Origin of the sequence: Pseudactinotalea sp. HY158, assembly GCF_009660225.1 — a bacterium.
Lineage (GTDB): Bacteria > Actinomycetota > Actinomycetes > Actinomycetales > Beutenbergiaceae > HY158.
Map to the genome: position 1 here is coordinate 3,311,078 of NZ_CP045920.1, position 24,583 is coordinate 3,335,660.

Annotated in this window: 22 protein-coding genes; 12 read left to right on the forward strand and 10 right to left on the reverse strand. The window is 70.8% G+C overall.

Annotation, left to right across the window (positions count from 1 at the left end; genetic code table 11):
* The first annotated feature begins 106 nt into the window (after positions 1 to 106).
* Positions 107 to 1,024, forward strand: coding sequence for an LLM class flavin-dependent oxidoreductase (locus GCE65_RS14675; protein WP_228759986.1), 918 nt, complete (start codon positions 107 to 109; stop codon positions 1,022 to 1,024).
* Positions 1,025 to 1,127: 103 nt separating this feature from the next.
* Here GCE65_RS14675 and GCE65_RS14680 read toward each other — a convergent pair whose 3' ends face one another.
* Positions 1,128 to 1,949, reverse strand: a complete 822-nt coding sequence (locus GCE65_RS14680) for a GAF and ANTAR domain-containing protein (protein WP_194928728.1) — start codon at positions 1,947 to 1,949, stop codon at positions 1,128 to 1,130.
* Positions 1,950 to 2,286: 337 nt separating this feature from the next.
* On the opposite strand from GCE65_RS14680, the gene GCE65_RS14685 reads away from it, so the two are divergent.
* From GCE65_RS14685 to GCE65_RS14710, 6 genes are all read left to right on the forward strand, one after another.
* Positions 2,287 to 3,024: a GAF and ANTAR domain-containing protein gene (locus GCE65_RS14685; RefSeq protein WP_152910591.1), complete on the forward strand. Its 738-nt coding sequence runs from the start codon at positions 2,287 to 2,289 to the stop codon at positions 3,022 to 3,024.
* A gap of 35 nt (positions 3,025 to 3,059) precedes the next feature.
* Positions 3,060 to 3,881, forward strand: coding sequence for a GAF and ANTAR domain-containing protein (locus GCE65_RS14690; RefSeq protein WP_153878891.1), 822 nt, complete (start codon positions 3,060 to 3,062; stop codon positions 3,879 to 3,881).
* 123 nt (positions 3,882 to 4,004) lie between these two features.
* Positions 4,005 to 5,075 (forward strand): acyl-CoA desaturase, encoded by a 1,071-nt coding sequence (locus GCE65_RS14695; RefSeq protein WP_153879303.1) that lies wholly within the window; start codon positions 4,005 to 4,007, stop codon positions 5,073 to 5,075.
* Positions 5,076 to 5,121: 46 nt separating this feature from the next.
* The gene (locus GCE65_RS14700) at positions 5,122 to 5,328 is read left to right on the forward strand and encodes a ferredoxin (RefSeq protein WP_153878892.1); all 207 of its coding nucleotides are present in this window, start codon (positions 5,122 to 5,124) and stop codon (positions 5,326 to 5,328) included.
* Between the two features lie 62 nt (positions 5,329 to 5,390).
* Positions 5,391 to 6,671, forward strand: a complete 1,281-nt coding sequence (locus tag GCE65_RS14705) for an AI-2E family transporter (RefSeq protein WP_228759987.1) — start codon at positions 5,391 to 5,393, stop codon at positions 6,669 to 6,671.
* Entirely contained in the window at positions 6,664 to 7,140 is a 477-nt protein-coding gene (locus GCE65_RS14710) for a DUF6328 family protein (protein ID WP_152910587.1), read from the forward strand. Before GCE65_RS14705 ends, GCE65_RS14710 begins: the two co-directional genes overlap by 8 nt.
* A 51-nt stretch (positions 7,141 to 7,191) precedes the next feature.
* Here the strand turns inward: GCE65_RS14710 and GCE65_RS14715 are convergent, their stop codons facing one another.
* The 3 genes from GCE65_RS14715 to GCE65_RS14725 all read right to left on the reverse strand — a co-directional run bounded on the left by GCE65_RS14715 (position 7,192) and on the right by GCE65_RS14725 (position 10,870).
* Complete coding sequence (locus tag GCE65_RS14715; protein WP_153878894.1) at positions 7,192 to 8,598, reverse strand: sugar porter family MFS transporter; 1,407 nt, start codon at positions 8,596 to 8,598, stop codon at positions 7,192 to 7,194.
* Positions 8,599 to 8,737: 139 nt separating this feature from the next.
* Positions 8,738 to 9,016, reverse strand: a complete 279-nt coding sequence (locus GCE65_RS14720; RefSeq protein WP_153878895.1) for an acylphosphatase — start codon at positions 9,014 to 9,016, stop codon at positions 8,738 to 8,740.
* A 57-nt stretch (positions 9,017 to 9,073) separates the two neighbouring features.
* Positions 9,074 to 10,870, reverse strand: a complete 1,797-nt coding sequence (locus tag GCE65_RS14725; protein ID WP_153878896.1) for a hypothetical protein — start codon at positions 10,868 to 10,870, stop codon at positions 9,074 to 9,076.
* Positions 10,871 to 10,982: 112 nt separating this feature from the next.
* Here GCE65_RS14725 and GCE65_RS14730 point away from each other — a divergent pair, with 112 nt between their 5' ends.
* The 5 genes from GCE65_RS14730 (at position 10,983) to GCE65_RS14750 (ending at position 14,155) form a co-directional block, all read left to right on the forward strand.
* Positions 10,983 to 11,342, forward strand: coding sequence for a DoxX family membrane protein (locus GCE65_RS14730; RefSeq protein WP_152910583.1), 360 nt, complete (start codon positions 10,983 to 10,985; stop codon positions 11,340 to 11,342).
* A gap of 131 nt (positions 11,343 to 11,473) precedes the next feature.
* The gene (locus tag GCE65_RS14735; RefSeq protein ID WP_153878897.1) at positions 11,474 to 12,946 is read left to right on the forward strand and encodes a UDP-N-acetylmuramoyl-L-alanyl-D-glutamate--2,6-diaminopimelate ligase; all 1,473 of its coding nucleotides are present in this window, start codon (positions 11,474 to 11,476) and stop codon (positions 12,944 to 12,946) included.
* Between the two features lie 70 nt (positions 12,947 to 13,016).
* Positions 13,017 to 13,385, forward strand: coding sequence for a phage holin family protein (locus tag GCE65_RS14740; RefSeq protein ID WP_194928729.1), 369 nt, complete (start codon positions 13,017 to 13,019; stop codon positions 13,383 to 13,385).
* Positions 13,382 to 13,714 carry a DUF3618 domain-containing protein gene (locus GCE65_RS14745; RefSeq protein WP_152910492.1) on the forward strand — a complete coding sequence of 111 codons (333 nt, stop codon included), beginning with the start codon at positions 13,382 to 13,384 and terminating at the stop codon, positions 13,712 to 13,714. The genes GCE65_RS14740 and GCE65_RS14745 overlap by 4 nt, the downstream gene beginning before the upstream one ends.
* A 252-nt stretch (positions 13,715 to 13,966) precedes the next feature.
* Positions 13,967 to 14,155: a DUF3073 domain-containing protein gene (locus GCE65_RS14750; protein WP_152910491.1), complete on the forward strand. Its 189-nt coding sequence runs from the start codon at positions 13,967 to 13,969 to the stop codon at positions 14,153 to 14,155.
* 179 nt (positions 14,156 to 14,334) lie between these two features.
* Here the strand turns inward: GCE65_RS14750 and purM are convergent, their stop codons facing one another.
* The 6 genes from purM to gdhA form a co-directional block, all read right to left on the reverse strand.
* The gene (purM, locus tag GCE65_RS14755; protein ID WP_153878899.1) at positions 14,335 to 15,468 is read right to left on the reverse strand and encodes a phosphoribosylformylglycinamidine cyclo-ligase; all 1,134 of its coding nucleotides are present in this window, start codon (positions 15,466 to 15,468) and stop codon (positions 14,335 to 14,337) included.
* Positions 15,465 to 16,997, reverse strand: coding sequence for an amidophosphoribosyltransferase (purF, locus tag GCE65_RS14760; RefSeq protein WP_153878900.1), 1,533 nt, complete (start codon positions 16,995 to 16,997; stop codon positions 15,465 to 15,467). Before purF ends, purM begins: the two co-directional genes overlap by 4 nt.
* Before the next feature lie 107 nt (positions 16,998 to 17,104).
* Positions 17,105 to 17,632, reverse strand: coding sequence for a hypothetical protein (locus GCE65_RS14765; protein WP_153878901.1), 528 nt, complete (start codon positions 17,630 to 17,632; stop codon positions 17,105 to 17,107).
* 122 nt (positions 17,633 to 17,754) lie between these two features.
* Complete coding sequence (locus GCE65_RS14770; RefSeq protein ID WP_153878902.1) at positions 17,755 to 18,120, reverse strand: sterol carrier family protein; 366 nt, start codon at positions 18,118 to 18,120, stop codon at positions 17,755 to 17,757.
* Positions 18,121 to 18,258: 138 nt separating this feature from the next.
* Positions 18,259 to 22,743 carry an ExeM/NucH family extracellular endonuclease gene (locus GCE65_RS14775; protein ID WP_194928730.1) on the reverse strand — a complete coding sequence of 1,495 codons (4,485 nt, stop codon included), beginning with the start codon at positions 22,741 to 22,743 and terminating at the stop codon, positions 18,259 to 18,261.
* A gap of 349 nt (positions 22,744 to 23,092) precedes the next feature.
* A complete protein-coding gene (gene gdhA / locus GCE65_RS14780; RefSeq protein ID WP_152910487.1) occupies positions 23,093 to 24,430 on the reverse strand; it encodes an NADP-specific glutamate dehydrogenase in 1,338 nt (445 codons plus the stop codon).
* Positions 24,431 to 24,583 lie beyond the last annotated feature (153 nt).

Here is a 24,583-nt window from a genome sequence, read left to right on the forward strand (position 1 = left end):
GCCCACCCGACCGCGCACGCCGTTCAGGCGGCCGCTGGACTGCCCCGTCGACCCGTTCGGCTAAGCACACGCGAACCGCGCACGCTCGGGTTGCTAGCGTGTTCGGATGATCATGGACGACGACGCCCCGCCTCGCGTACGCATCGGCGTCTGCGTCCTGCCCGAGCGCCCGTGGGCGCAGTCTGCGGACCTGTGGCGCCGGATCGAGGGACTCGGCGCCGACCACGCCTGGACCTACGACCATCTGGTCTGGGGCGGCCTGCCCGACTCGCCGTGGCACTCGACCATGCCGACGCTGGCCGCGGCGGCCACCGTGACCGAGCGCATGGGGCTGGGCACCTTCGTGGCCTCCCCGAACTTCCGCCACCCGGCCCTGCTGGCCAAGGACGCCGTGACCCTCGACGACCTCACGGGCGGCCGGTTCCTGCTCGGTCTCGGCGCCGGCGGGGATCTCGACAGCGGCCTGCTCGGCACCTCACCCCCGCGGGCCGAGCGGACCCGCCGCTTCGCCGAGTTCACGGGCCTGCTCGACCGGCTCCTGACCGAGGACCACACCCGCCACGACGGCGAGTTCTACACGGTCACAGGCGCCCGGCTGCTGCCGGGCTGCGTGCAGCAGCCCCGGGTGCCGTTCCTCGTGGCCGCGAACGGGCCGCGGGGTATGCGCGTCGCGGCCACCCGCGGCGAGTCCTGGGTGACCACGGGCCCTCAGCGAGGCCCCGCACCCGGGCGAGCGGACGACGTCCACACGCAGCTCGAGCAGTGGTGGGAGGGCGTGGCGGGCCTGACCGCGCGGCTCACCGAGGTCGAGGCGGCGGTCCGCCCGCCGGGGCACGCTCCCCTGGGGCGGGTCCTCTCCCTCGATGCGGCGGGCCCGGCGGCGCTCTCGGACGCCGGCTTCGCCCGGGAGCAGGTCGCCCGGGCGGGTGAGCTCGGCTTCACCGACGTGATCGTGCACTGGCCCCGCGCCGCCGATCCCTATCGGGGCAGCGAGGCGGCGCTCGAGCAGCTCCTCGCCGGGTAGCGCCCGTCGGGCCGCCCTGTGCCGCCCCATGCCCGGAGGTATCGCCCACTGATCGAGGACGACGTCGCTCGCCGTGCCCGTGCCGGCTCACGCGGGCGACACGCTAGCCGCGCGGCTCGACGGCGCCCTCCCGCGTGCCCGAACTCGTGGGCACCACTCTCCGCAGCGCCGCCCGCGGCGTCTCCCCCGTGCGCGGGGTGAGCCGGTCCTGCTCCTCGGCGTCCAGGATCACCTGGGCCGCCTGGGCGAGTTCGGCACTCATCGCCCGCGCGTACGCGCGCAGCTCACCGAGCGCGGTGTCCGCCGCGAGGTCGAAGCGGGCCCGGAGGATCCCCTGCGCCTGGCTGATCAGTTCACGCGAGGCCAGCGCGACCTTGAGCCCGGATTCGGCATGAGCCGAGGCGAGGGCGACCGCGGCATGGCTGGCGAAGATCTTCACGACCCGGACATCGTGCGTGCCGAAGGCCCGAGGCCGGCGCGCGAACAGGTTGAGCGACGCGTATCGACGCAGTCGCGTCCGCAACGGAACACAGAGCACGCTGCCGAATCCCAGGGCGGCGACACCCGCCGACCACGGCGCCCAATGCGGCTCGCTGTGGGTGTCGCTGACCATGACGATGTCGCCCCGCTCGAGGAGCTCCGCACACGGTCCGCCCTGGAGTCGGAGCCGCAGGTCCTGATCGCACACGTCCCCGGCGACGGTGGTCGCGGTCACAGTGAAGCCGGTGCCCGCCATGACCGTCGCGGCCGCGTCGCATTCCGTCTCCGCCATGGCGTATTCGACGATCCGGGCCATCGTCTGCTCGACGCTCGTGCACTCGCGCAGATCGAGCGCCATGGCGGCGATGTGCAACTCGGTGCCGGCCGCCTCGTCGTCGCCGTCCTTGCGGACCAGCGGCCCCTCACTCGTCGGTGCGACATCCATCATTGCCTCCCTGCCGATCGCGGCCCTTCGGCCTCGCTTCGAACGCCATCGCGCGACTGCGGACCCGGGAGGGAGGACTCGGGAATCATCGACACCCCCACCACTTCGGCAGCGGCACTCTCGCGTTGTCGGGGTCTCGGACCAACACCTTCAGGATACCGGGCGCGGCCGGTCACGCCAACGGGTCGCCCGGCATCCGTCTCCTCCCTGCGCGCCCACCTGCGGCGCCCTCTGCGCGCACTACTGCGAACCTCGGCGAATGTCCCTACTGTGGGGTGCTGGAGGAGTTCGTCGACGCTCGTGCGCCGACGTCGACGGTCGGGCGGAGGTGATCGAGGTGAGTCCTGACGACGCGGGCGCCCGCAGAGACTGGCATGCTCGCGCCCTCGAGCTGGTCACCGCCGAGTGCGCCCTCGGCGCCCCCGAACTGCCCACCCTGGAAGCGGTGTGCCGCGTGCTCGCGCGGGAACTGGACGCGATGGGCGTCGTGGCGAGCACGATGTCGGGCCGTGGCGACGAGGCCGTGCTCGCGACCTCCGGACCGGTCGGTGCGGCCCTCGGCGAGCTGCAGTTCACCGCGGGCCAGGGGCCCTCCTACGACGCGTTCGAGACCCACCGCCCCGCGCTGGCGCCGGATCTGGCCGCGGAGCTGTTTCGGTGGCCCGGCTACGCCACCGCCGCCGCCGACGCCGGTGTGGGCTCGGTCTTCGCGTTTCCGCTGGGTCTGGGCGCCGCGGGGCTCGGAGTGCTGACCGTCTTCGCCCGACCGGCCGGCCCGCTGAGCGATGAGCGCCTCTCCCTGGCGCTCGGATGTGCCGACCTCGCGACCGAACTCCTGCTCGCGAACCCCGAGGGCATCCTCACCGACCCGAGCGCGGCCGAGCCGGGGCCGCCGCTCGGGTACCGCTCGCACGTGTACCAGGCTCAGGGCATGGTCATGGTCCAGCTCGGCACCACCCTGGTCGATGCGCTGGCGCGCATGCGCGCCCACGCGTTCGCGACGGATCGGAGCGTCACCGAGGTGGCGGAGCAGATCATCGGCGGGCGGCTCGTTCTGGACCCGACCGACCCGTGAAGCCTACGCTGGCAGATGGAGAATGGAGTGACGAGATGATTGCCACCGACCAGGTATCGAGAATATTCGTGGAGATGGCCGACACGCTGGTCACGGATTTCGATCTCGTCGACTTCTTGTACGGCCTGGCCACGTCCGCCGTGACGGTCACCGGCGCGGACGCGGCCGGCATCCTGCTCGCCGGTCACGACGGACACCTGCGGTTCATGGCCGCCTCGAGCGAACAGGCCACGCTGCTGGAGATCTTCCAGGCCAACAGCGAGCAGGGCCCGTGTCAGGATTCCTACCGAAGCGGCGCTCCCGTGGTCAATCTGGATCTCTCGGATACAGCGAAATGGCCGGACTTCGCCCCCAAGGCGGTCGAGCTCGGCTACGAGTCGGTCCACGCCCTGCCGCTGCGCCTGCGCGACCAGCGCATCGGCGCGCTCAACCTCTTCGGCGGCACCGGCATGCGGCTCGACGAGTCCGGCATCGCCATCGCGCAGGCGTTCGCCGACGTGGCCACCATCGGGATTCTGCAGGAGCGCGCCATCCGCCGCTCGGAGGTCCTGACGGAACAGCTCCACGGGGCCCTGACCAGCCGCATCATCATCGAACAGGCGAAGGGCGCCCTCGCCCAGGCCGGTCAGGTCTCCACGGACCGGGCGTTCCTGCTGCTGCGCTCCTACGCCCGCAGCCACCGGCTCCACCTGACCGAAGTCTGCGATCGGGCCGTGAACGACCGGGACATGCTCGCCGCGCTCGCTGGGCTCGCTGAGTTCACCGAGCCCACCAAGCCCACCGAGCCCAGCACGCCGGCATCCACCTCGGCACCGATGCCACCGGCCACCCCCGGCACCGGTCACCCGGCCGGCTGAAGCCGACACCGCCAACGGGCCGCCCGCCGTCCGTTCGGTCCGTTGGCAGCGCACCGCCCGCGGGATACGCTGGCGCTACGCCCCAGACCCCGGCGACCAGGTTCCTCGACCTGCGGGGTGATCATGATTCCAGGCGATGCCCACCGTGCGCGCCCGCGCAGCCAGTACGTCGCGGCGTACCTGGACCTCTCGGAACGGGTCCATGCCGCGGGGCTCATGCGCCGCCGTTACGGCTTCTACTGGGCGATGATCCTGCTGTGGTCGGGCGCCACGGTGGCGATCCTCGTCGCCGTCGGGATGCTCGCGGACACGTGGTATCAGTTGCTCCTGGCCGCGCTCCTCGGGCTCGCCATGGCGCAGGTGGCCTTCCTCGGGCACGAGGCGGCCCACCAGGAGATCTTTCGCACCCGCGGATGGAACGAATGGACAGCGCGGGTGCTCTCCGGTGTCTTCACCGGCCTGAGCTATGGCTGGTGGGTCGACAAGCACGGCCGTCATCACGCGAATCCCAACAAGGACGGATCGGATCCCGACGTGGACTCGTCGGTGCTGGCCTTCACTCCCGCGAGCACGGACCGGCGCACGGGCATCGGTGCGGCGCTCATCGAACGCCAGGGCTACTACTTCGTGCCGCTGCTGTTCCTCGAGGGATTCCACTTGCATGTGGCCTCCATCAGGACCGCCGTGGCCGGCCGCGGGGTGCGGCACCGGTGGACCGAGATCCTCTTCCTGACCGCCCGCCTCGGCGGCTACCTCGTCTTCGTGTTCCTGGCGCTGCCGCCCGGGATCGCGTTCGCCTTCGTCGGGGTACAGGTGTCGGTCTTCGGGGTCTTCCTGGGCGGTGCGTTCGCGCCGAACCACATCGGGATGCCCACCGTGCCGAAGGATGTGCGGCTCGATTTCCTGCGCCGGCAGGTACACATGTCCCGGGGAATCCGGGGCGGCCCGCTCGTCCACTTCCTCATGGGCGGCCTCGAATACCAGGTCGAGCACCACCTGTTCCCGAAGGCACCACGGCCGAACCTGCCGGCGCTGCGGGTTGCGGTGCTCGAGCACTGCGCCCGGGACGGCATTCCCTACACCGAGGCGACGCTGCCCGAGGCGTACGCGACGATCATCCGCTATCTCAACCAGGTGGGGACCAGGCGGCGGGACCTGTACACATGCCCGCTCGTCCGCGAGTATCGAGGCTGACGGGGTCTCCCCGGCCGAGCGGATCGACACCACGTAGGAGGGACCCATGCTCATCTCCGTCAACCACGACACCTGCGTCGCCTCGGGCAACTGCGGCCGGATCGCGCCGGCCGTGTTCGCGAATCGCCTGGAGGACGACGGCTTCGTGCGCCTCCTCGACGAGTCGCCGCCCGAATCGGAGTGGCCGGCCGCCCGGAGAGCAGCACGATTGTGCCCGTCGGCGACCATCCGAATCGAACGCGACGGGAGCTGACGATGGGCACCGGCGCGGGAGAGGATCGATCACCGGCACGCCCCCGCGCGACCGATTCGGGCATGTGGCGTGACTCGCTCGGCCGAGCGGGCGCCCGGTGCGGCCAGGTCCTGCTCATCGCCGCCGTGATCACGGGCGTCGTGTGGCTTCTCCTGCAGGTGGCGGTCGTCGTGATCGCGGTGATGGTCGCGTTGATCCTCGCCTGCGCCGTTCATCCCGCGGTGCGGTGGCTCGTGGGCAGGGGCCTGCCCCGGATGCTCGCCACGATCACCGCGTTCGTCGCCATCCTCGTGGTGCTCGGCGGCGTGATCACGGGGATCGTGCTCGCGGTCCGGAGCCAGTGGGACGAGCTGTCCGCCTCCGCCGTCGACGGCTGGCACCGGTTGCAGGACTTCCTCATGAACGGACCCCTCCCGATCGACACCGGCTCGATCGACACCGCCCTGAACAAGCTCGTCGGCCTCGCCGGCAGCGGGGCGTTCCTCGGCAGCGCGTTGAGCGGGATCGGCGCCGCGACCGGGTTCGTGACCGGGGCGGCACTCATGGTCGTGCTGCTGTTCTTCTTCCTCAAGGACGGGCCGAAGCTGTGGAACTTCGGGCTGCGCTGGTTCCGGGGAGACACCCGGGCCAAGCTGGCGGAGTCCGGAGACCGGACCGTGCAGGTGCTCGGCGGCTACGTGCGTGGGACCGCGATCATCGCTGCGGTCGATGCCGTGTGCATCGGCATTCCGCTCGCGCTGCTCGGAGTGCCGCTGGCGCTGCCGCTCGCGGTCATCGTGTTCATGGGCGGCTTCCTGCCCATCGTCGGGGCCACGGTGGCCGGGACCCTGGCGGCCCTCGTCGCACTCGTGACCAACGGCCTCGTCGTCGCGCTCATCGTGGTGGCGATCATCATCGTGGTCCAGCAGCTCGAGGGGGACCTGCTCCAACCCGTCGTCATGGGCCGCACCCTCCGCCTGCACGCGATCGTCGTGCTGCTCGCCCTCGCCATCGGGGCCATCGTCGGCGGGATCTTCGGCGCCCTCCTCGCCGTCCCGTTCACGGCCGTGGGCTGGTCCGTCGTGCAGGTGTGGACCGACGCCTACCAGGCCGGCCCCGACCCGGTCCTCGGCGAGGATCCGCTCTCGCCCGGGAGCCAGGCGGCATCGAGGGCGAGCATCGCCCAGCGCCTCACGTACCGCAGGATGCGCACCCAGGGCGGCGGCGACCCGCAGGCCACACCGGCGGGGCGGTCCGGCGCCGACTCCCCGGATCCGGACGGGCAGAATCCGGACGGGCGAATTCCCGACGGGCAGAGCCCGGACGGCCCGGACGGCGATCCCCCCGGACACCCCGATGAGTGACCACGAGCCGGATCCCCTCAAGCGCGCGCGGGACACCCTCGATCGCGAGCTCGACGAGCTCACCTCCGAGCTGCGCATGATCATCCCGGGCGTGACCGTGCTCCTCGCCTTCCTCCTCTCGATCCCGTTCACCTCGGTGTTCTCGAAGCTCACCCCGCTGCAGGCGGACGTCTACTTCATCGCGTTCCTCTCGACCGCCCTGGCCGTCGTGTTCCTCATGGGCGAGGCCGCCTACCACCAGCTCCGAGGCAAGCCGTACAGCAAGGGACGACTGCTCCAGACGGCCATCCGGCAGATGGTCACCGCCTTGATCCTGCTCGGCGTCTCCCTGAGCGCCGTGGTGTTCCTGGTCACCGACATGCTCTTCGGCACGATGACGGCGGCACTCATCGGCGCGGGGATCGCGGCGCTCATCGCGGCGATGTGGTTCGTGCTCCCGCTGCTTCGACGGCTGCGCGCGGACGACTGACCTCCCGCCCCGGCCGAAGCCCGGTGGCCCGCGCGGATTCACGGCACGGGCTCATTCGCGCGCCGAACCGTCGTCCGGCGGCGCGATCTCGCCGACCAGCTCGCTCTGGATCTGCTCGAGGGACTTGTCCTTGGTCTCGGGAACCTTCCAGACGAAGAACAGGAACGCCAGGATCCCCAGGCCGCCGAAGAGGAAGAACGTCCCCTGGGTGGTGATGACCGAGACGAGCGTGAGGAACGTGCCCGCGACGAGGAAGTTGGCGCCCCAGTTGAAGATGGTGGCCACCGACATCGCCTTGCTGCGGATCCCGAGCGGGTAGATCTCGGAGATCATGAGCCAGAACACGGGGCCGAGCCCGACCGCGAAGGAGGCGATGTAGACGAGCAGCGCGACGAGCGCCAGGTAGCTCGCGCCCGCCTGCAGTCCGGGCGAGGCGAAGAAGATCCCGAGGAAGATGATCGAGAGGGTCAGCCCGACGGTGCCGATGAGCAGCAGCCGGCGCCGCCCCACCCGGTCGAGCAGGAGCACGGCGACGATCGTGAACACCACGTTGGTCACGCCCACGAACACGGTCTGCACGATGGAGGCGCTGTTGGTCAGGCCCGTCTTCGACAGGATCGTCGGCGCGTAGTAGATGACCGTGTTGATGCCGACGAACTGCTGGAACACGGCGAGCCCGATCCCGACCCACAGCAGCGGGCGGATATTGGCGTGGAGCAGGTCCCGCAGGCTCGTCGACTCCTCCTTGCGCTTCGCGGTCTTGATGTCCTCGATCTCCCGGTCGATGTCCGCCTCGGGGTCGCGGCCCCGCAGCCTCGTCAGGACGTCTCGCGCCTCGTCCTCGCGTCCCTGCTGCATGAGCCACCGCGGCGTGTGTGGCACCGTGAGCATCCCGATCACGAGCGCCGCCCCCGGGATCGCCCCCATGGCGAGCATCCACCGCCAGCCTCCCTCGACCGACGAGAACGCGAAGTTGACGAGGTAGGCCAGCAGGATCCCGATGGTGATGAGGAGCTGGTTGAACGAGACGAGGCCGCCACGCACCCGCGGCGGAGAGACCTCCGCGATGTACAGCGGCGCCACGAACGAGGCGGTGCCCACCGACAGCCCGAGCACGAACCGGAAGCCGATAAGCATCGGGATGGAGACCGCGAACGCGCAGCCGAGCGCGCCCACGATATACACGGCCCCGGAGACGACCTTGGTCCACTTGCGGCTGATCTTGTCGGCGAGCCAGCCGGACAGCGCCGCGCCGAGGACCGCGCCGAGGAGCAGCACCGACACGATCCACTCCTGCGCGAGCGAGCCCGCCGACAGGTCCTTCTTGAGGTAGAGCAGCGCCCCCGAGATCACGCCGGTGTCGAAGCCGAACAGCAGCCCGCCGATCGCCGCGATGATCGAGATCCGAACCAGCAGTCCATTCCCGCTGGCTCGAATGCCGCCGATGAAGCTCGTCATGATCCCGGCCATCCCATCGCTGTCGCCTGTGGCTCGTCGCCTTCGGATGTCGAGTCGGCCCCCGCAGGACCGGCTATTTCAGGATGCTCCCGGCCGCCGCCGCAGGCAAGGGCCCCGGCGACTCCGGCCGGCCGAGATCCTATGCCGTGGGGAGCACGACGAACGCGCCGGCGCCGGCGCCCGGGTCGAGCTCGTGCACCTCGAGCCGGTCGACCCGGGCTCCGGCCGGCCCCCGCCGCATCCAGGCGAGCACCGCGGCCACGTCCGGCTCGGTGCCCTCGAGTTCGGCCTCGACCCGGCCGTCGGGGCAGTTGCGCACCCAGCCCGAGAGCCGGGCATCGGTCGCCACCGACCGCACCCCGAACCGGAAGCCCACCCCTTGCACGAGTCCGGAGGCCCACACGTGAACACGCCGCATCCGGTCATCGTCGCGCGTTTCGGCCGCGCTCGCCACCGCCGCGGGGTCGCGACCTCCTCAGGCGTCGGGGTCGTCGTCGCCCAGGACGGCCGCCATGGCCGCGAGCAGCCCACTCGCCACGACGCCCCGCAACGGCTCGGGGACGGTCGCGACACCCTCCTCGTCCAGCTCGATCAGTCCGACCTCGGCGAGCTGGCCGAGGACGCTCCCGGCGAGCGGGCCGAGCAGGTCGACCAGTTCTCCCTGCCGGGCGATCCCGCTGTATTCCCCCGGCGCGACGGCCGCGGTGATCCGGTCCATGAGCATGAGCAGGATGGGCAGCCCGAAGCCGAACTTCGACTCCTCCGCGGCGCGCATGAGGAGGTTCGCGAAGAAGACCGCGACGAACGTCTCCGCGTCGCTCGGCATGGACCCGTCCGCTTCGACGATCCCGGGACCGGCGCCGGGGCGCACCCGCGTCGCCGTGAGCTCGATGTACTCCATGAACTCGAGCGTGCGCCACCAGGTGTCGAGCACCGGGAGATCCTTGATCGACTGCACCTGGAGCGTCGCCGGTGCGGGCTCCGGCTCCTCGAGGTTCAGGTCGAGCTGTCCCTCGGGCGCCGGACGCTTCGTCACCCCGACGGCGTCGATGCCGATCATCGCGGCCACGGGGGCGATGTCGACCCGCCGTAACCCACCGGTGCCCGTGATCGGGCGGGGCCGGGCGAGCCAGGCGAGCAGGTCGCTCACCCCGGCGACGATCCGGAGCCGGCCGACGGCGGCCCGGCGGGCCTCGGGATCCGCCGCCGTCGCGCGCTCGATCACGCCCACGAGAATCTCCAAGCGGGGGTCGTCCTCGCCGGTCTCCTCGTCGATCAGGGCGCAGGCCTCGCCCCAGGCGGCCTCCGCGGTGCCGGTGGCCGCCTGGAAGTGCACATAGTCGTGGAGCACGGCGAGGAGGAAGTCGCCGTGCTCCTCGTCTTCCGTCTCACGCATCGCCTCGATCAGCCTCGGCATGTGCCCCGGGTTCTCCAGGTCGAGGCCGGCCGCGGCCGTGAACTCCTCGAGGGCCTCGACCCACTCGGCGTCGTCGATGTCGTCGAGCTCCTCGGCCTCGAGCCAGGCGACGAAGCGCCGGCTCAGATCGCTTCGCCCGGCCTGCCAGGCGGCGTCGTCTCCGACTGCCCTCCCCGACGGTGAGGTGCGGGACGCGCCCCAGGCGAGGCGCAGGAGCCGCTCGCCCGCCGTGGGCACGTCCTCCCCCGCGCTCTCGGCGCTCGCCAGGATCGTCGCCGCCGCGGCGAGCACGCTCGCATGCATGACGAACTCGCCGCCGTGGCGGGCGATCAGCTCCCGCAGTGAGTCATACGCCCCGCCCCGGCGGGCGGCCTCGATGAGATGTGCGGCGGTGCTGCGGGCGGGGCCGCGCCACTTCGGCACGGGCACCTGGCGCAGCGCCTCGAACTCGGGGGACGTGTGCCACGCGTCGAGGAGCCCGAGACTGGCTCCGATCACGTGCGCGGCGGCGGGCCGGCCCGGAGCGGGGTCCGGCCCGATGGCGCCGAGGATCGCCTCCGCCGCCCGGGGGCGCTTGTGCGTGACGACCTGAGCGAACTCCACCAGCAGAGCTCCCACCTGTTCCTGCGGCGTCCCGACCGGGGTGAACAGCTCGAGGTTGTGCCGCTCGGTCGCCCGCTCGAGCGCGGCGTTGAGGGCCTCGAGATCCGTGTCCGGATCCTCGAGGTCGACCCCCTCGGCGGCGAGCAGCGGCGCGAGCTCCGCCAAGGTCTCGGCGGCCAGGCCCGGCCTGTGCACGACGCCCGCCTTCGCCATCGCCGCCTGAACCTCGGGATCATCGAATGGGCTGCTCATCGCACCAGGGTACGGCGACGGTATCGGCGGGCCAAGGCGAGGGCGAGACGGCGGCGCTCGCGAGCCATAGGCTGAACAGGGCCGCGTCCATCATCACCTCTGGAGGGTTTCCATGTTCGTTCGACGAGTGGCGCAGGCGGCGCTCGGGCTCCCGTTCGTCTACCTCGGCTACCAGGCCGCGAAGGAGCCGGGCGGGCGCGTCGCCGCCGCGGCCGAACTCGGGATTCCCGAGCCGGAGCTCATGGTCCGGGTCAACGGCGCGGCCATGGCCGTGGGCGGCGCGGCGCTCGCCCTGAACGTGCTGCCCCGTTGGGCCGCGGCCGGGCTCATCGCCTCCCTCGTGCCCACGACGCTCGCCGGGCACGCCTACTGGGAGCACGACGACGCCGGCGCCCGGGGCCTGCAGCGCGTCCAGTTCCTCAAGAACCTCGGCCTGGCGGGCGGACTGCTCGGGATCGTCGCCCGCCGCTGACGCGCGGGGCGGCACCGGTCGGCACCCGTCGAGCCCGATTCGATACGGAGGAGCCGGGCGGTCGCATCGGCGCGGATGCCACATCCCGCCCTCCCCCTGCGCCTGTCGGCGCCCCACAGTAGGCTGAAGCCATGAACTTGAGTGATCTCGCGGCCCTTCTCGGTGCTGACGACCCGGAGTCCGGCGACTCCGAGCTGGAGGTCGCGAACGTCTCCCACAACGCCCGGTGGGTCCAGGCCGACGGCGCCTACGTGGCCATCCGTGGCGCCCGGAGCGACGGTCACTCGTTCATCCGCGAAGCACTCGGGAACGGCGCCGTGACCGTGATCGGCGAGGGCCTGCCCGAGGACGCCGAGTGCGACGTCCCGTATCTGCGCGTGGACGACGCACGCACCGCCCTCGCGGACGCCGCCACCGCGCTCGCCGGCTACCCGAGCCACGACTTCAACGCGGTCGGCGTGACCGGCACCGACGGGAAGACGACGACCACCTGGCTGATCCGGCACCTCCACCGGCACTCCGGGCTGCCCACGGGGCTGCTCTCGACGGTCGGCTACGAGCTCCCGGACGGCGAGCTCGAGCAGTTCCCCGCGCATTTCACCACCCCCGAGGCGCCCGAATTGCAGACCATCCTCGCCGAGGAGCGGGACGCCGGCGCGCACACCGTGGTCGTCGAGGCCTCCTCCCACGCGCTCGCGATGAAGCGCCTGCGCGGAGTCCAGTGGGACACGGCGGTCTGGACCAACCTGACCGCCGAGCATCTCGACTTCCACGGCACGATCCACGACTACTTCGAGGCGAAGGCGACCCTCGTGCGGGAGGCGCGCTTCGCCGTCCTCAATGCGGACGATCCCTGGACCGACAAGCTGCGGGGAGAGGCCTCCGCGGGCGAGTGGACCTACTCGGCCACGGGCGGGGATGCGGACTGGGTGGCACGCGGCATCGAGGACGAGGAGCGGGGCATCCGGTTCACGGTCGACTCCCCGCTCGGGTCGTTCTCCGTCATGCTGCCGATGATCGGGCGCTTCAACGTCTCGAACGCACTCGCCGCCCTCGCGGCCGGCGCGCGCACGGGGCTGCGGGTGCCGGAGCTGGTCGCGGGCGTCGAGTCCTTCCCGGGCGTGCCGGGGCGGATGGAGATCGTGCCGAGCACGCCGGAGGACCCGCGGGTGATCGTCGACTTCGCACACACGCCGCCGTCGCTGGAGAAGGCGCTGGCGACCGTCCGGGCCACCACGGCGGGATCGCTGTGGGTGGTGATCGGCTCGGCCGGCGGCCCGCGCGACCCGTATAAGCGGGCCCCGCTCGGGGAGGTCGCGACCCGGCTGGCCGACCACGCCGTGTTCACGGAGGAGGACCACCGCGACACACCGCTGCAGCACATCCTCACCGAGATGGCCGCCGGCGCGGGCGAGCGCACCAACTTCCGCAGCATCGGCGACCGCGGCGAGGCGATCCGGTTTGCGATCGCGAGCGCCGCCCCGACCGATACGGTGGTCTTGGCCGGGAAGGGTCCGGAGCCGACCCTGGAGAGGGACAACGAAACGATTCCATGGAACGAAGTCGAGGAAGCCTCAGCCGCGCTTCGGCAGCGGCAGGAGTAGCCTGTTCTCTCGCGCCATCGCAAGGAAGGTGACCCGAATGCCCCCGGAACCGCAACCGATGAGCCCCAGCGTGGGTGAGCTCTTCACACGAATCACGACGAAACTCACGTCCCTGCTGCGCGGCGAGATCGAACTCATCAAGACCCAGCTCAAGGAGAAGGTCTCCCGGTTCGCGATGGCGATCGCACTCTTCGCCGTGGCCGGGGTGCTCGCGCTCTACGGCCTCGGCTGGCTGTTCTTCGCGGCGTACGCGGGCATCGCGGTGGCGCTGCCGGCGTGGCTCGCCGCGCTCATCGTGGGCGGCGGGCTCCTGCTCATCGTGGGGCTGCTCGCGCTCCTGGGCAAGGGCCAGATCACCAAGGCGAACGCGACTCAAATCAAGGCCGGCGAGAACGTCAAGCTCGACCTCGAAGCCGTCAAGGAAGGCGTGAGCCGGTGAGTGAACAGACCGAGGAGGCCGACAAGGCCCCGAAGAAGCCCGCCCGCACCGTGGCGGAGATCGAGGCCGACCTCGCGGCCCAGCGCGCGGAACTGACCGCCGCCGTGGACGACCTCACCCGATCCCTCGATCCCCGCACCCAACTCGCGGAGTTCAAGGAGCAGGCGGCGACCGTGGTCGCCAACGCCGCCGGGCAGGCGAAGGACCTGGGCGACCGGGTCCGATCGAAGGAGCCCGGTGCTATCCGGATCGTCGGCGCGGCGGCTGCCGGGCTGCTCGCCCTCGGCGCACTCGCCGTCGTGGCACGGCGCCGCTCACGCCGAGAGTGATCTTTCTCCCGATTCCGCCGCGGTCGAGACGCCCTCCGCGGGCGATCGCACGCTCGCGCCGTTTTGCGACGGATCGGGTCGAGATTTCCGGCAAAGCCGGTCAGATCGTCTCACATGCTGACATCTCGCTTGTTCACCGGTTCGCTCGGGACCCCGCGGGCGGGGTACGGTTGCACCACGACACATGACCAATTCCCGGTCCACTACGCGCCAGCGGTGTGGATCCGGCACTTAAGTGGAGGGGGTCACGCCATGGGGCGCGGCCGTCAGAAGGCGAAGCAGACGAAGGTCGCTCGGCGACTCAAGTACTACAGCCCGGAGACCGACTATCAGGCTCTCGAGCGGGAACTCACCGGCTCGAAGACACGAACCGATTATGCGGATTCGCATGAGGTCCCGCCTGCCGAGGACGACGATTGGGATGATCACTCCTCCCGATGACGCCCTGTGATCCCCCGCGGGTCACAGGGATCGCTCACGCCTTGAGGTAGACACGACCTCGAGTGCGGGATCTCGTGGAGATCAGGTCCGTCGACCTCCACGGGATCCCGCATTCGCGCGCCGTCGGGCCGCTGGGGTACCGGCGGGCATCGCCACGCACCCGGGTGCGGTCGTTCCCCTCACGCGGTGCGGTAGGCCCCCTGCATGAGCACGGCCCCGGCGTCGACGCCCTTGGTGCCGCTCACGAGGTCTCCGGCGGCGCCGTCGAGCTCGGCCGAGTCCCGCACGACTCCCAGCTCCCAGGCATCCAGGCCACGCGACCTGGCCGCGCCACGCACGCGGTCCGCCGCCTCGGCCGGCACGATCGCGACCATGCCCACGCCGAGGTTCAGGGTGTTCTCCAGGTCGCCCCACGGCACGGAGCCGAGCCGGCGCACCACGTCGAAGACCGGGGGCACGGCCCAGCCGGCCCGGTCCACCTGCGCGGTGAGGCCGGCAGGCAGCACCCGGGCCAGGTTCGCCGCGAGCCCTCCGCCGGTCACGTGGGTGTAGGCGTGGACGTCCCCGCCCGCGGCGAGCGCGAGGCAGTCACTCGCGTACACCCGGGTCGGCTCGAGCAGCTCCGCCCCGAGGCTCCGCCCGAAGTCGGGCACGTGCCGGTCGAGTTCCCAGCCGGCGCTCGCCACGACCCGGCGCACGAGGGAGTAGCCGTTCGAGTGCAGCCCGGAGGAGGCGAGCGCGATGAGCACGTCCCCGGCCTCGACCCGGTGCGCACCGAGCATCTCGTCGGCCTCGACCACCCCGGTGCACGCACCGGCCACGTCGTATTCGTCGACGCCGAGCAGCCCGGGGTGCTCGGCCGTCTCCCCGCCGACCAGCGCGGTGCCCGCCACGGAGCAGGCCGCGGCGATGCCGCGCACGATGTCGGCGATCCGCTGCGGCACCACGGAGCCGCACGCGATGTAGTCGGTCATGAACAGCGGCCGCGCACCGGCGACCACGATGTCGTCGACCACCATGCCCACGAGGTCGAATCCGATCGTGTCGTGGACGTCCATGGCCTGGGCGATGGCGACCTTCGTGCCCACCCCGTCGGTCGAGGTGGCCAGCAGCGGCCGCCGGTAGCCGGTGAGCTCGGAGGCGTCCCACAGGCCGGCGAAGCCGCCGAAGCCGCCGACCACCTGCGGCGTGTGGGTGTCGCTCACCGCCCGCCGCATGAGTTCGACGGCGAGATCCCCCGCCTCGGTGTCCACCCCGGCGTCGGCGTAGGTGATCGGGTGGGCGGGCTGGCGGCTCGTCGGCTGCTGAGTCACGGGTGGTCCAGGGCTCCTTGGGCGCCGGTGGCCACGGTGAGGCTGGTCAGCCCGTCCGCGGGGTCCCCGGCCCTCGTCGAGGTGGGATGCGGGGCGATGCCCGCGGGATGGGGGATCGGGTACTCGCCCGTGAAGCAGGCGGCGCACAGCCGGTCGGGCGGGATCGTGGTGGACTCGATCATCCCGTCGATCGAGATGTGGCCGAGGGAGTCCGCGCCGAGGGAGGAGCACACCTCGGCGGTGTTGAGGCCGGTGGCGATGAGCTCGGCCCGGGTGGCGAAGTCGATCCCGTAGAAGCAGGGCCATTTGACCGGCGGGGAGGAGATGCGCACGTGCACCTCCGCGACTCCCGCCTCGCGCAGCATCCGGATGAGCGCCCGCTGCGTGTTCCCGCGCACGATCGAGTCGTCGACCACCACGAGGCGCTTGCCGCGGATCACCTCCCGCAGCGGATTGAGCTTGAGCCGGATCCCCAGCTGCCGGATCGTCTGGGACGGCTGGATGAAGGTGCGCCCCACGTACGCGTTCTTCGTCAGCCCCTGCGCGAACGGGATACCGGATTCGGTGGCGTAGCCGATGGCCGCGGGCGTGCCCGATTCGGGCACCGGGATCACCAGGTCCGCGTCGGCGGGGTGCTCGCGCGCGAGCCGCCGGCCCATCTCCACGCGGGAGGCGTTGACCGACCGGCCGGCGATCGTCGTGTCGGGGCGGGCGAGGTAGACGTATTCGAAGACGCAGCCCTTCGGGGTGGGCTCGGCGAAGTGGGTCGTGCGCAGCCCGTCCTCGCTGATCGCGATGAGCTCGCCCGGCTCCACCTCGCGCACGAACGAGGCGCCGATGATGTCGAGGGCGGCGGACTCCGAGGCCACGACCCAGCCGCGCTCGAGCCGGCCGAGCACGAGCGGGCGCACCCCGTGCCGGTCGCGGGCGGCGTAGAGGGTGTGCTCGTCCATGAACACGAGCGAGAACGCCCCCACGAGATGGGGCAGCACCTCGGCCGCCGTGTCGAAGAGGTCCGTGTGCTCCTCCCACGCGAACAGCGCGGACAGGATCGCCGTGTCGGAGGCGCAGCCGCCGGCGTAGTTGCGCACGGTCAGGTTCCGCTCGGCCGCGAGCGCGAGCAGTTCCTCGACGTTCGTGAGATTTCCGTTGTGACCGATCGCGACGGTCCCGCCGGCGGTCGGGCCGAGCATCGGCTGGGCGTTCTCCCACGTGCCCGATCCGGCCGTCGAGTAGCGCGTGTGCCCCACGGCGATGTGCCCGCTCAGCGTCCGCAGCGACCGGTCGTCGAAGACCTGCGAGACGAGCCCGAGATCCTTGTACACGAGGATCTTCTCGCCGTCGGAGGTGGCGATTCCCGCCGATTCCTGGCCACGATGCTGGAGTGCGTAGAGCCCGAAATAGGAGAGCTGGGCCACCTCCTCACCGGGTGCCCAAACACCGAAGACGCCGCATTCGTCCTGCGGCCCCTTCTCGTTCGGGAGGAGGTCATGGGTCAATCGTCCGTCGCCGCGCGCCACAGGTGCAATGGTGCCACACCCGGCGCGAGTGTATGGACGGCGTCACTCGCCCACGTGGGCACGTCGCCGGTCCGGTGGTGGGCGGGCGGGTCACGCGCGGCCCCGTGGGCGGGGTCTCAGCGGCGGCGGTTGTTCCGGCGGTCGAGGACCATCGCGACCACGCCGCCGACGATGGCGCCGAGCGGCACGAACACGAGGGCCAGCACGAGGGTCAGATCCGTGCGGCTGTACCCGGTGCCGCCGCCGTCCGGGACGTCGCCGATCTGGGCGAGCACGAGCGTGACGAGAGCACCGAGCAGCACCCCCACACCGATGAACCGGCCGTACTTCGGGGTGCGTCGCACCTGGGAGCGGCGCACGTAGATGAGGTCGTCGTCCTCGCGTTCGAGGGAGCTCCCGCTGTCGGCGGGCTCGTCGGGCTGCTCGGCAGCCCCCGCTCCCCCGCGCCCCGTGGGCCCACCGGAAGCACCGGCCCGGTCAGCGGCGACGGTCGCATCGGGCGCCGGCCCGCCGGCGCGGGACGGCCCGGATTCATCGCGACCTCGGGTCGCGTCCGAGTGCTCGGCCGTGCCGGTGTTCCGCTCGAGGCTGCTGGATTCCTCGTCGGTGAATCCGGTCGAGGTGTCAGGATGCTTCTTCTCCACAGGCCGACCGTATCCCACCGACCCCACCGATCCGGTCTCCCCGGCCCGCGCGCCCGGGTGCGCCTCCCGGCTCCAGCCCGCTCCCAGGCGGGGCGGGTAGCGCTCGTGGGCCCCGGCGGTCCTCAGGCGGTCGGGATCCGCAGCGGCAGCAGGGCCCCGAGATCCGCGCGCCGACCCGAGGCCGCGACCCGGCCGGCGGCGAGCCCGTCGGCCCAGCCGAGGGCGCCGGTGGCCAGTTCCAGCCACGTGGCCATATCGGTCTCGACCGTGTTCGGGGGCGTGCCGCGGGTGTGCCGGGGCCCCGGGATCACCTGCACGACCCCGGCCGGCGGCACGCGCACCTCGACCGATCCACCCGGTGCGGCGTCCGCGAGCAACTCGAGGGTGTACCGCACGGCGGTGCGCTGCTGCGCCGCCGATGCCTCGCCCCGGGACCAGCACCGCAGCGCCGCGATGCCCTCGGCGGGCGAGATTCGTCGTCGTGCCACGCCCCCACCCTAGGCCGCGGCCGCGCGTGGGGGCGTCCGCCACTGCGGGTCGGCGAGCCCAGCGCGCGGATGCAGGCGGACACGGGTGCGGGCGGGGAGGTGGCCTCCCCGCCCGCGTCCTAGCGGTGATTCACGCGGTCACTCGCCGCCGCCTCCCTTCACGCCGCGCCGCCGGCTCGCCAGCACCGCGGCACCGGCCGCGATGAGGGTGAGGGTGGCGAGCGCCATGAGGGCCGGATCGACACCGGTGTCGGGGAGCGCGCCCGGACCGTTGCCGTTGCCGCCGGCGTCGGCGTTGCCCTCATCGTCGGCCCCGCCACCGGCACCGGCGCCCGCGTCGATCGTGATCGCAACGGTGGCCGTGGTGCCGAGATCGTCGGAGAGCACGAGCTCGTAGCCCGAGACTCCGTCGCCGGCGACCTCCGGCAGGGTGAACGTCACGTGCGCCCGGCCCACCTCGTCGGTGCCGTCGACGATCGCATCGTCCACGTCGAAGGTGCCGAGCACCGCGTCGCCGAGGCTGACGGTCAGGCTCGCCGGCTTCGGCTCGTTCGTGGAGAACGCCCACGAGGAGACGTCGAACGTGACCTCGTCGCCCGCGCTGTAGGTCGCGGCAGGATCGCTCACCCAGGAGACGCCCACCGCACGCTGGCGGTAGTCCGGGCTGGCGACCGTGTTCTCCTTGAACCAGTCGACCGTGGCTGCGAGGTCCGTGCGACCGGTGTCGGCGGGGTCGGCTCCCTCGGCCAGGACGGTGAAGTTGTCGCCGCCGGCCATGAGGAAGGAGTTCCCGATCACCACGTACTCGCCGGCCGGGTCGAGGGGCGCGCCCTCGAACCACACCTGGGTGATGTGCTCACCCGCGGGCGCGTCCGGGTCGTAGGTGTACGTGAGCGCCTCCGAGACCCCGAGCTTGAGGAACGCCCGGGAGGCGTCCGCCGGCTGCCACTGCTGTTCGAGCACCGCGATGATCTGCTCCCCGGTGAGGGTGGCGGTCATCAGGGTGTTGGCGAACGGCTGCACCTCGGCGGCCTCCTGGTAGGTCACGAGGCCGTCGGCGTCCCCGGTCACGCCCTCCTGGGCGTCGTAGAGCAGATCCGCGCGGATCCCGCCGGGGTTCATGAACGCGATCTGCGCGCCCGCCTGCTCGCCGGCCCACAGGTGCACGTCCGCGATGAAGTTGCCGATGGTCGACTCCCCGCCGCGGTTCTCGGACCCGTCGGACTGTCGGGCCCGGTTGAAGTCGGCCGTGATCTCACCGACGGGCACGGAACCGAGTTCGTCGGCCTCCTCCTGCGCCGCCGCCACGATGTCGGCGACGTTCCCGGGCATGTCGGTCACCGGGGTGCACTCGATCGGGTCGGTGCTCGTGCCGAGCGAGATCATCTCGAACTCGTTGCCCACGACCTGGCCGTTCTCCACGTTGAAGGTCAGGTGGCCGAGGTTGGCCCCGTACGAGCCGGTCTGGGTCACCCACATGCCGTCGACGTCCGTGAAGTACATCTTGTGCGTGTGGCCGGAGATGACCGCGTCGAAGCGATCGCCGGCATTGTCGAGCAACTCCCCGAACGAGGTGTCGCCGATATCCGAGAAGTCGCCGGAGGCGGCCCCGTCGTGCACGACCGGGATGATGAGATCGGCCGCGCCGTCGGCGATGAGCTGATCGGCCACCGCGTTGATCGACGCCGAGAGGTTGCGGATGTCCAGGCCCTCGATCCCGTCGGGGTTGACGAGGGAGTGCAACTCGGTGGTGATCCCGCCGATGAACGCGACCCGGATCCCGTCGACCTCCTCGATCACGTACGGCTCGTACGCGTGGGCGGCGTCGGGGCCCGTGCCGTCGAAGATGTTCGCGGCGAGGTAGTCCCAGTCGGCGGCCGGGATGATCCGGTCGTTCAGGTCGGCCTGGCCCTGGTCGAATTCGTGATTGCCGATCGCCGAGGCGTCCAGCCCCATCTCGTTGAGCACGTCGATCGTGGGCTGATCCTGCTGGACCGCGGAGACGAACGTGCTCGCGCCGACATTGTCACCGCCGGAGACGAAGAGCATCTCCGGGTTGTCGGCCCGGGCGTTGTCGACGACGCAGGCCATCGCCTCGGCCCCGCCGCCGTCGTACGGGCTCGCCTCGATCCGGCCGTGGAAGTCGTTGATCGAGTAGATGTCGATCGGGCCGGTGTACGGGAGCACGAACGCCGGGACGTCCACCCCGACGATCGCCGGGTTGTGGTCGGAGGACCGGAAGGGGTTGTCGCCCTGGAACAGGTCGCTCTCGGTGTAGTTGTACCGCGAGTACTCGCCCAGCACGGACTCCTCGGCGTTGATCGCCCAGATGTCGGAGCCCGTGACCCGGTCCATGGCCGAGTCGTTGGCGAGCACGTGGTCGAGCGAGCCGATCTTGCCGTCGTAGACGTAGCTCGTCTCGCCGTTGTCGATCACGTCGTAGCCGTCGTCGGCGAAGGCGAGGATCGGGTCCTCCATCGTGTAGGAGTTGAAGTCCCCAGCGAGGAAGACGTCGTCGACGCTGTGGTCCGCGGCGTAGGCATCGGAGAAGTCCGCCATCGCCTCGGCCTGGGCGACCCGGGCGTCGTTCCAGCAGCCCTCGGGCCCGGCTTCGACGCCGTCGGGGCAGCTGCCCTTGGACTTGAAGTGGCTCGCGACCACGGCGAACTCGTAGTCCGGGTTCCCCACATGGGAGAACACGGCACCCTCGGGTTCACGGGCGTTGCTGAACGCCGCGGAGCCGACGAGGATCGTCGAGGTCTCGGTCTCGAGGTTGAGCGCCGCCGGCTGGTAGATGAAGGCCGGACGGATGACGTCCTGATCGTCCAGCACGGGCTGGTCGGCCGGCGCCGGCGAGGGCACGTAGTCCCACGTTCCCGCCCCGGCATCCGCATTCAGTGCCTCGACGAGCTGGGCGAGGGAGTCGTCCCGGGTGGTGCGGGTCTCATCGTTCAGGGTGGCGGCATCGTTCTCGATCTCCTGCAGCACGACCACCTCGGCGCCGAGGCCGTTGATCGCGTCGACGATCTTGCCCTCCTGCCGATCGAAGCTCGCCTCGTCCCAGGCACCCCGGGGAGCACATCCGCCTCGAACCGTGAGCGGGTTGCCCTCCCGGTCGGTGTAGGCCGTGCATCCGGGAACATCCTCACCGAGGGTGGTGAAGTAGTTGAGCACGTTGAACGTCGCGATCTGGAAGTCCCCGCCGACGTTCTGCGGCGCGGCGTTCGCGGCCCGGGTCTCCCCGCCCACGGTGCTGAGCCAGGGGGCCGCACCGATCTGCGGAGCCGTCGGCTGGAAGTTCCACTGGAAGCGGTAGTCCACGACGACCGGCTGGTCGAACTCGACGCCGACTCCGGTACGGATGTCATGCGTCGTCGCCGACAGATAGGGGACGAGGCCCGTTCCGGTCCGCTCGGACCGTCCGTCGTCGAGCGTGACGGCACGGGCCGCGTTATCCGCGACCACGGCGGCGAACTCGGGCGTGCCCACGCGGGCGACGTCCGTCTCCTGGATGAGCGGACCGCGGTGCCCGAGCAGCAGGGAGCCGAAGCCGTTATCGCCCCAGCCGCCGAGGTCGTAGGTGTCCGAAATGACATAGTCGGTCGGCGTCACGAGCATGTTCTGGAAGACGATCCGGTCGGCCTCGTCGGCCGGCATGACGAAGTCGGGGATCGGCACGACCGCGTCGTACTCCTCGTCGAGCACAGTCGCTGCGCCGGCCTCGACGGTGATTTCGCGCAGCCCGCTGTACTCGCTCAGGTCGCCGGTGACCTCGACGAGGTCGCCGATCGCGAGGTCGTCCACGGTGCTCGGGGAGTACACGAAGATGCCGTCCGAGGCGGTGCGCGCACTCAGGTCGGTGTCGCCGCCCGTTCCGGCGGTCTGGATCGTGTAGCCGTTGAAGCCGCCGGTCGGGTACACCGCCGTGACGACGCCGCGCGTGGTCACCGCGGAGTCGACCATGGTGGCCCAGTTCGCGTTGACGTCGCCGAGACTCGCCTCGACCGGCTCCCCCGGTTCCCCGCCGCCGTCATCCGCAGCGTTGAGCACCCCCTTGCTGTTCTCGAGCGGGCCGGTCCAGAGGCCGTCGATCCGCTGGAGCGATTGGCCGATCGGGGTGGAGCCCGGCTCACTCACGCCCACATCGGTCGAATCGATGCCCGCGGCCGGGCCATCACCGGCGGTGATGGCACCCTCGTAGGAGAGGAACTCGACGACATCCCCATCCGCGTCGACGAGAGCGATGCCATCGCTCTCACCGTTCTGGATACCGTTGGCCGGGTAGTCGACCACGACGACACCGGCCGCGGGGATCGGGCTCGGCAGCGCATCCGTGCCGTAGAGGATCGCCGCGCCTGGAGCATTCGACCCGTTGTAGAGCACCAGGGACCAACCGGTGAGGTCGGTGCCGACCGGCCCCTGCACCTCGATGAACTCACCGACATCGGTTCCGTCGTTGTCGTAGTGGAACTCGCTGATGAAGACCGAGTCGGGCTCGATCGGATCGACCATCTGCATGGGGACGGCGCCCGCGGCGCTCGTCGTGGCCGGCCCGGCGGTGGTCGGGCTGGCAAGAGCGGGTGTCACGAGCCCGAGGGTCGCCACGGCACATGTTGCTGCCATCGCGACGGACCTGGCTCGACGCACCCCCGGTGCGGTTCTAGACATGTCTTCCCTCGTCCTTGTAGGAAATGGGGGTCTACCAACGTAGGACACCCCGTCGCCCTACGGGTGGAGTTTGCGTAACGAATTTCCCGCATGGGCTCCTCGGCCGCAAGGGATGTCCGCGACTGTTCATCGAGTCGCCCGACACCGTTCAGACATGACGACGGGCGGGTGAACATGTTCACCCGCCCGTCGTGGCCACCCAGCGTGGAGGATCGCCCACCCGCGCGGTGGCCATCGGCCCTCACGGGGAGGAGACGGCCGGAGCGGTCGGTGAGCCGACCCCGGGGAGGCGCGCTCCGTCGTCCTAAATCACTCCCAGGGCGATCATCGCGTCGGCGACCTTCGTGAAGCCGGCGATGTTCGCACCGAGCACGTAGTTGCCGGGCTGACCGTACTCCTCGGCGGTCTGCCAGCAGCGATCGTGCAGCCCGGTCATGATCTCGGCGAGGCGGTCCTCGGTGTGCTCGAAGCTCCACGAGTCCCTGCTCGCGTTCTGCTGCATCTCGAGGGCGGAGGTGGCCACGCCGCCGGCGTTGGCCGCCTTCCCCGGGCCGTAGAGCACCCCGGCGTCCTGGAGCAGGTGGGCGCCGTCGGCCGTCGTGGGCATGTTCGCGCCCTCGGCCACGGCGATCACCCCGTTCTTCACGAGGGTGGCCGCATCCTTCTCGTCGAGCTCGTTCTGCGTGGCGCACGGGAGCACGACGTCGGCGGGCACGTTCCAGATCGACCCCTCGCGGCCCAGGTGGGAGCCCGGGCGGCGTTCGACATAGTCGGCCACCCGGCCGCGGTGGCGCTCCTTGATCTCCTTGAGCAGTTCGAGGTCGACCCCCGCCTCGTCCACGACGTAACCGGAGGAGTCGGAGAAGGCCACGACCTTCGCGCCGAGCTGGTGCGCCTTCTCGATTGCGTAGATCGCGACGTTCCCGGAGCCGGAGACCACCACGCGCTTGTCGGCGATGGTCTTGCCGGAGGTGCGCAGCATCTCCTCGGCGAAGAGCACGGCGCCGAAACCGGTGGCCTCGGTGCGCACGAGCGACCCGCCCCAGCTCAGGCCCTTGCCGGTGAGCACGCCGGACTCGTAGCGGTTGGTGATGCGCTTGTACTGGCCGAAGAGGTAGCCGATCTCGCGGCCGCCCACGCCGATGTCGCCCGCGGGCACGTCCGTGTACTCCCCGATGTGCCGGTAGAGCTCGGTCATGAACGACTGGCAGAAGCGCATGACCTCGGCGTCGGTGCGTCCGCGCGGGTCGAAGTCGGAGCCGCCCTTGCCGCCGCCGATCGGCATGCCGGTGAGGGAGTTCTTGAAGATCTGCTCGAAACCGAGGAACTTGACGATGCCGAGATAGACCGACGGGTGGAACCGCAGGCCGCCCTTGTACGGGCCGAGGGCGGAGTTGAATTCGACGCGGAAGCCCCGGTTGATCTGCACCTGGCCGGTGTCGTCGACCCAGGGAACGCGGAAGATGATCTGGCGCTCCGGCTCGCACAGCCGCTGGAGCACGGCGGCGTCCGTGTACTCCGGCTTCTTTCGGAGCACCGGACCCAGGGACTCGAAGACCTCTCGGACGGCCTGGTGGAACTCGACCTCGCCGGGATTGCGGCGGAGTACGAGCTCGTAGACCTTGCTCAAGCCAGCTTCCATGGGATATCCCTCCTTCTGTGCTGCGCGGGACTCTGGAACCAACGCGTGTTCAGCGTTCACAGAATAAACCGTGGAAGACTCCCTGTAGACCACTTGTCCACGGAATGATCAGACTCCTTTGACCCTCCCATGACCTTCGGGGCGGCGCGATCG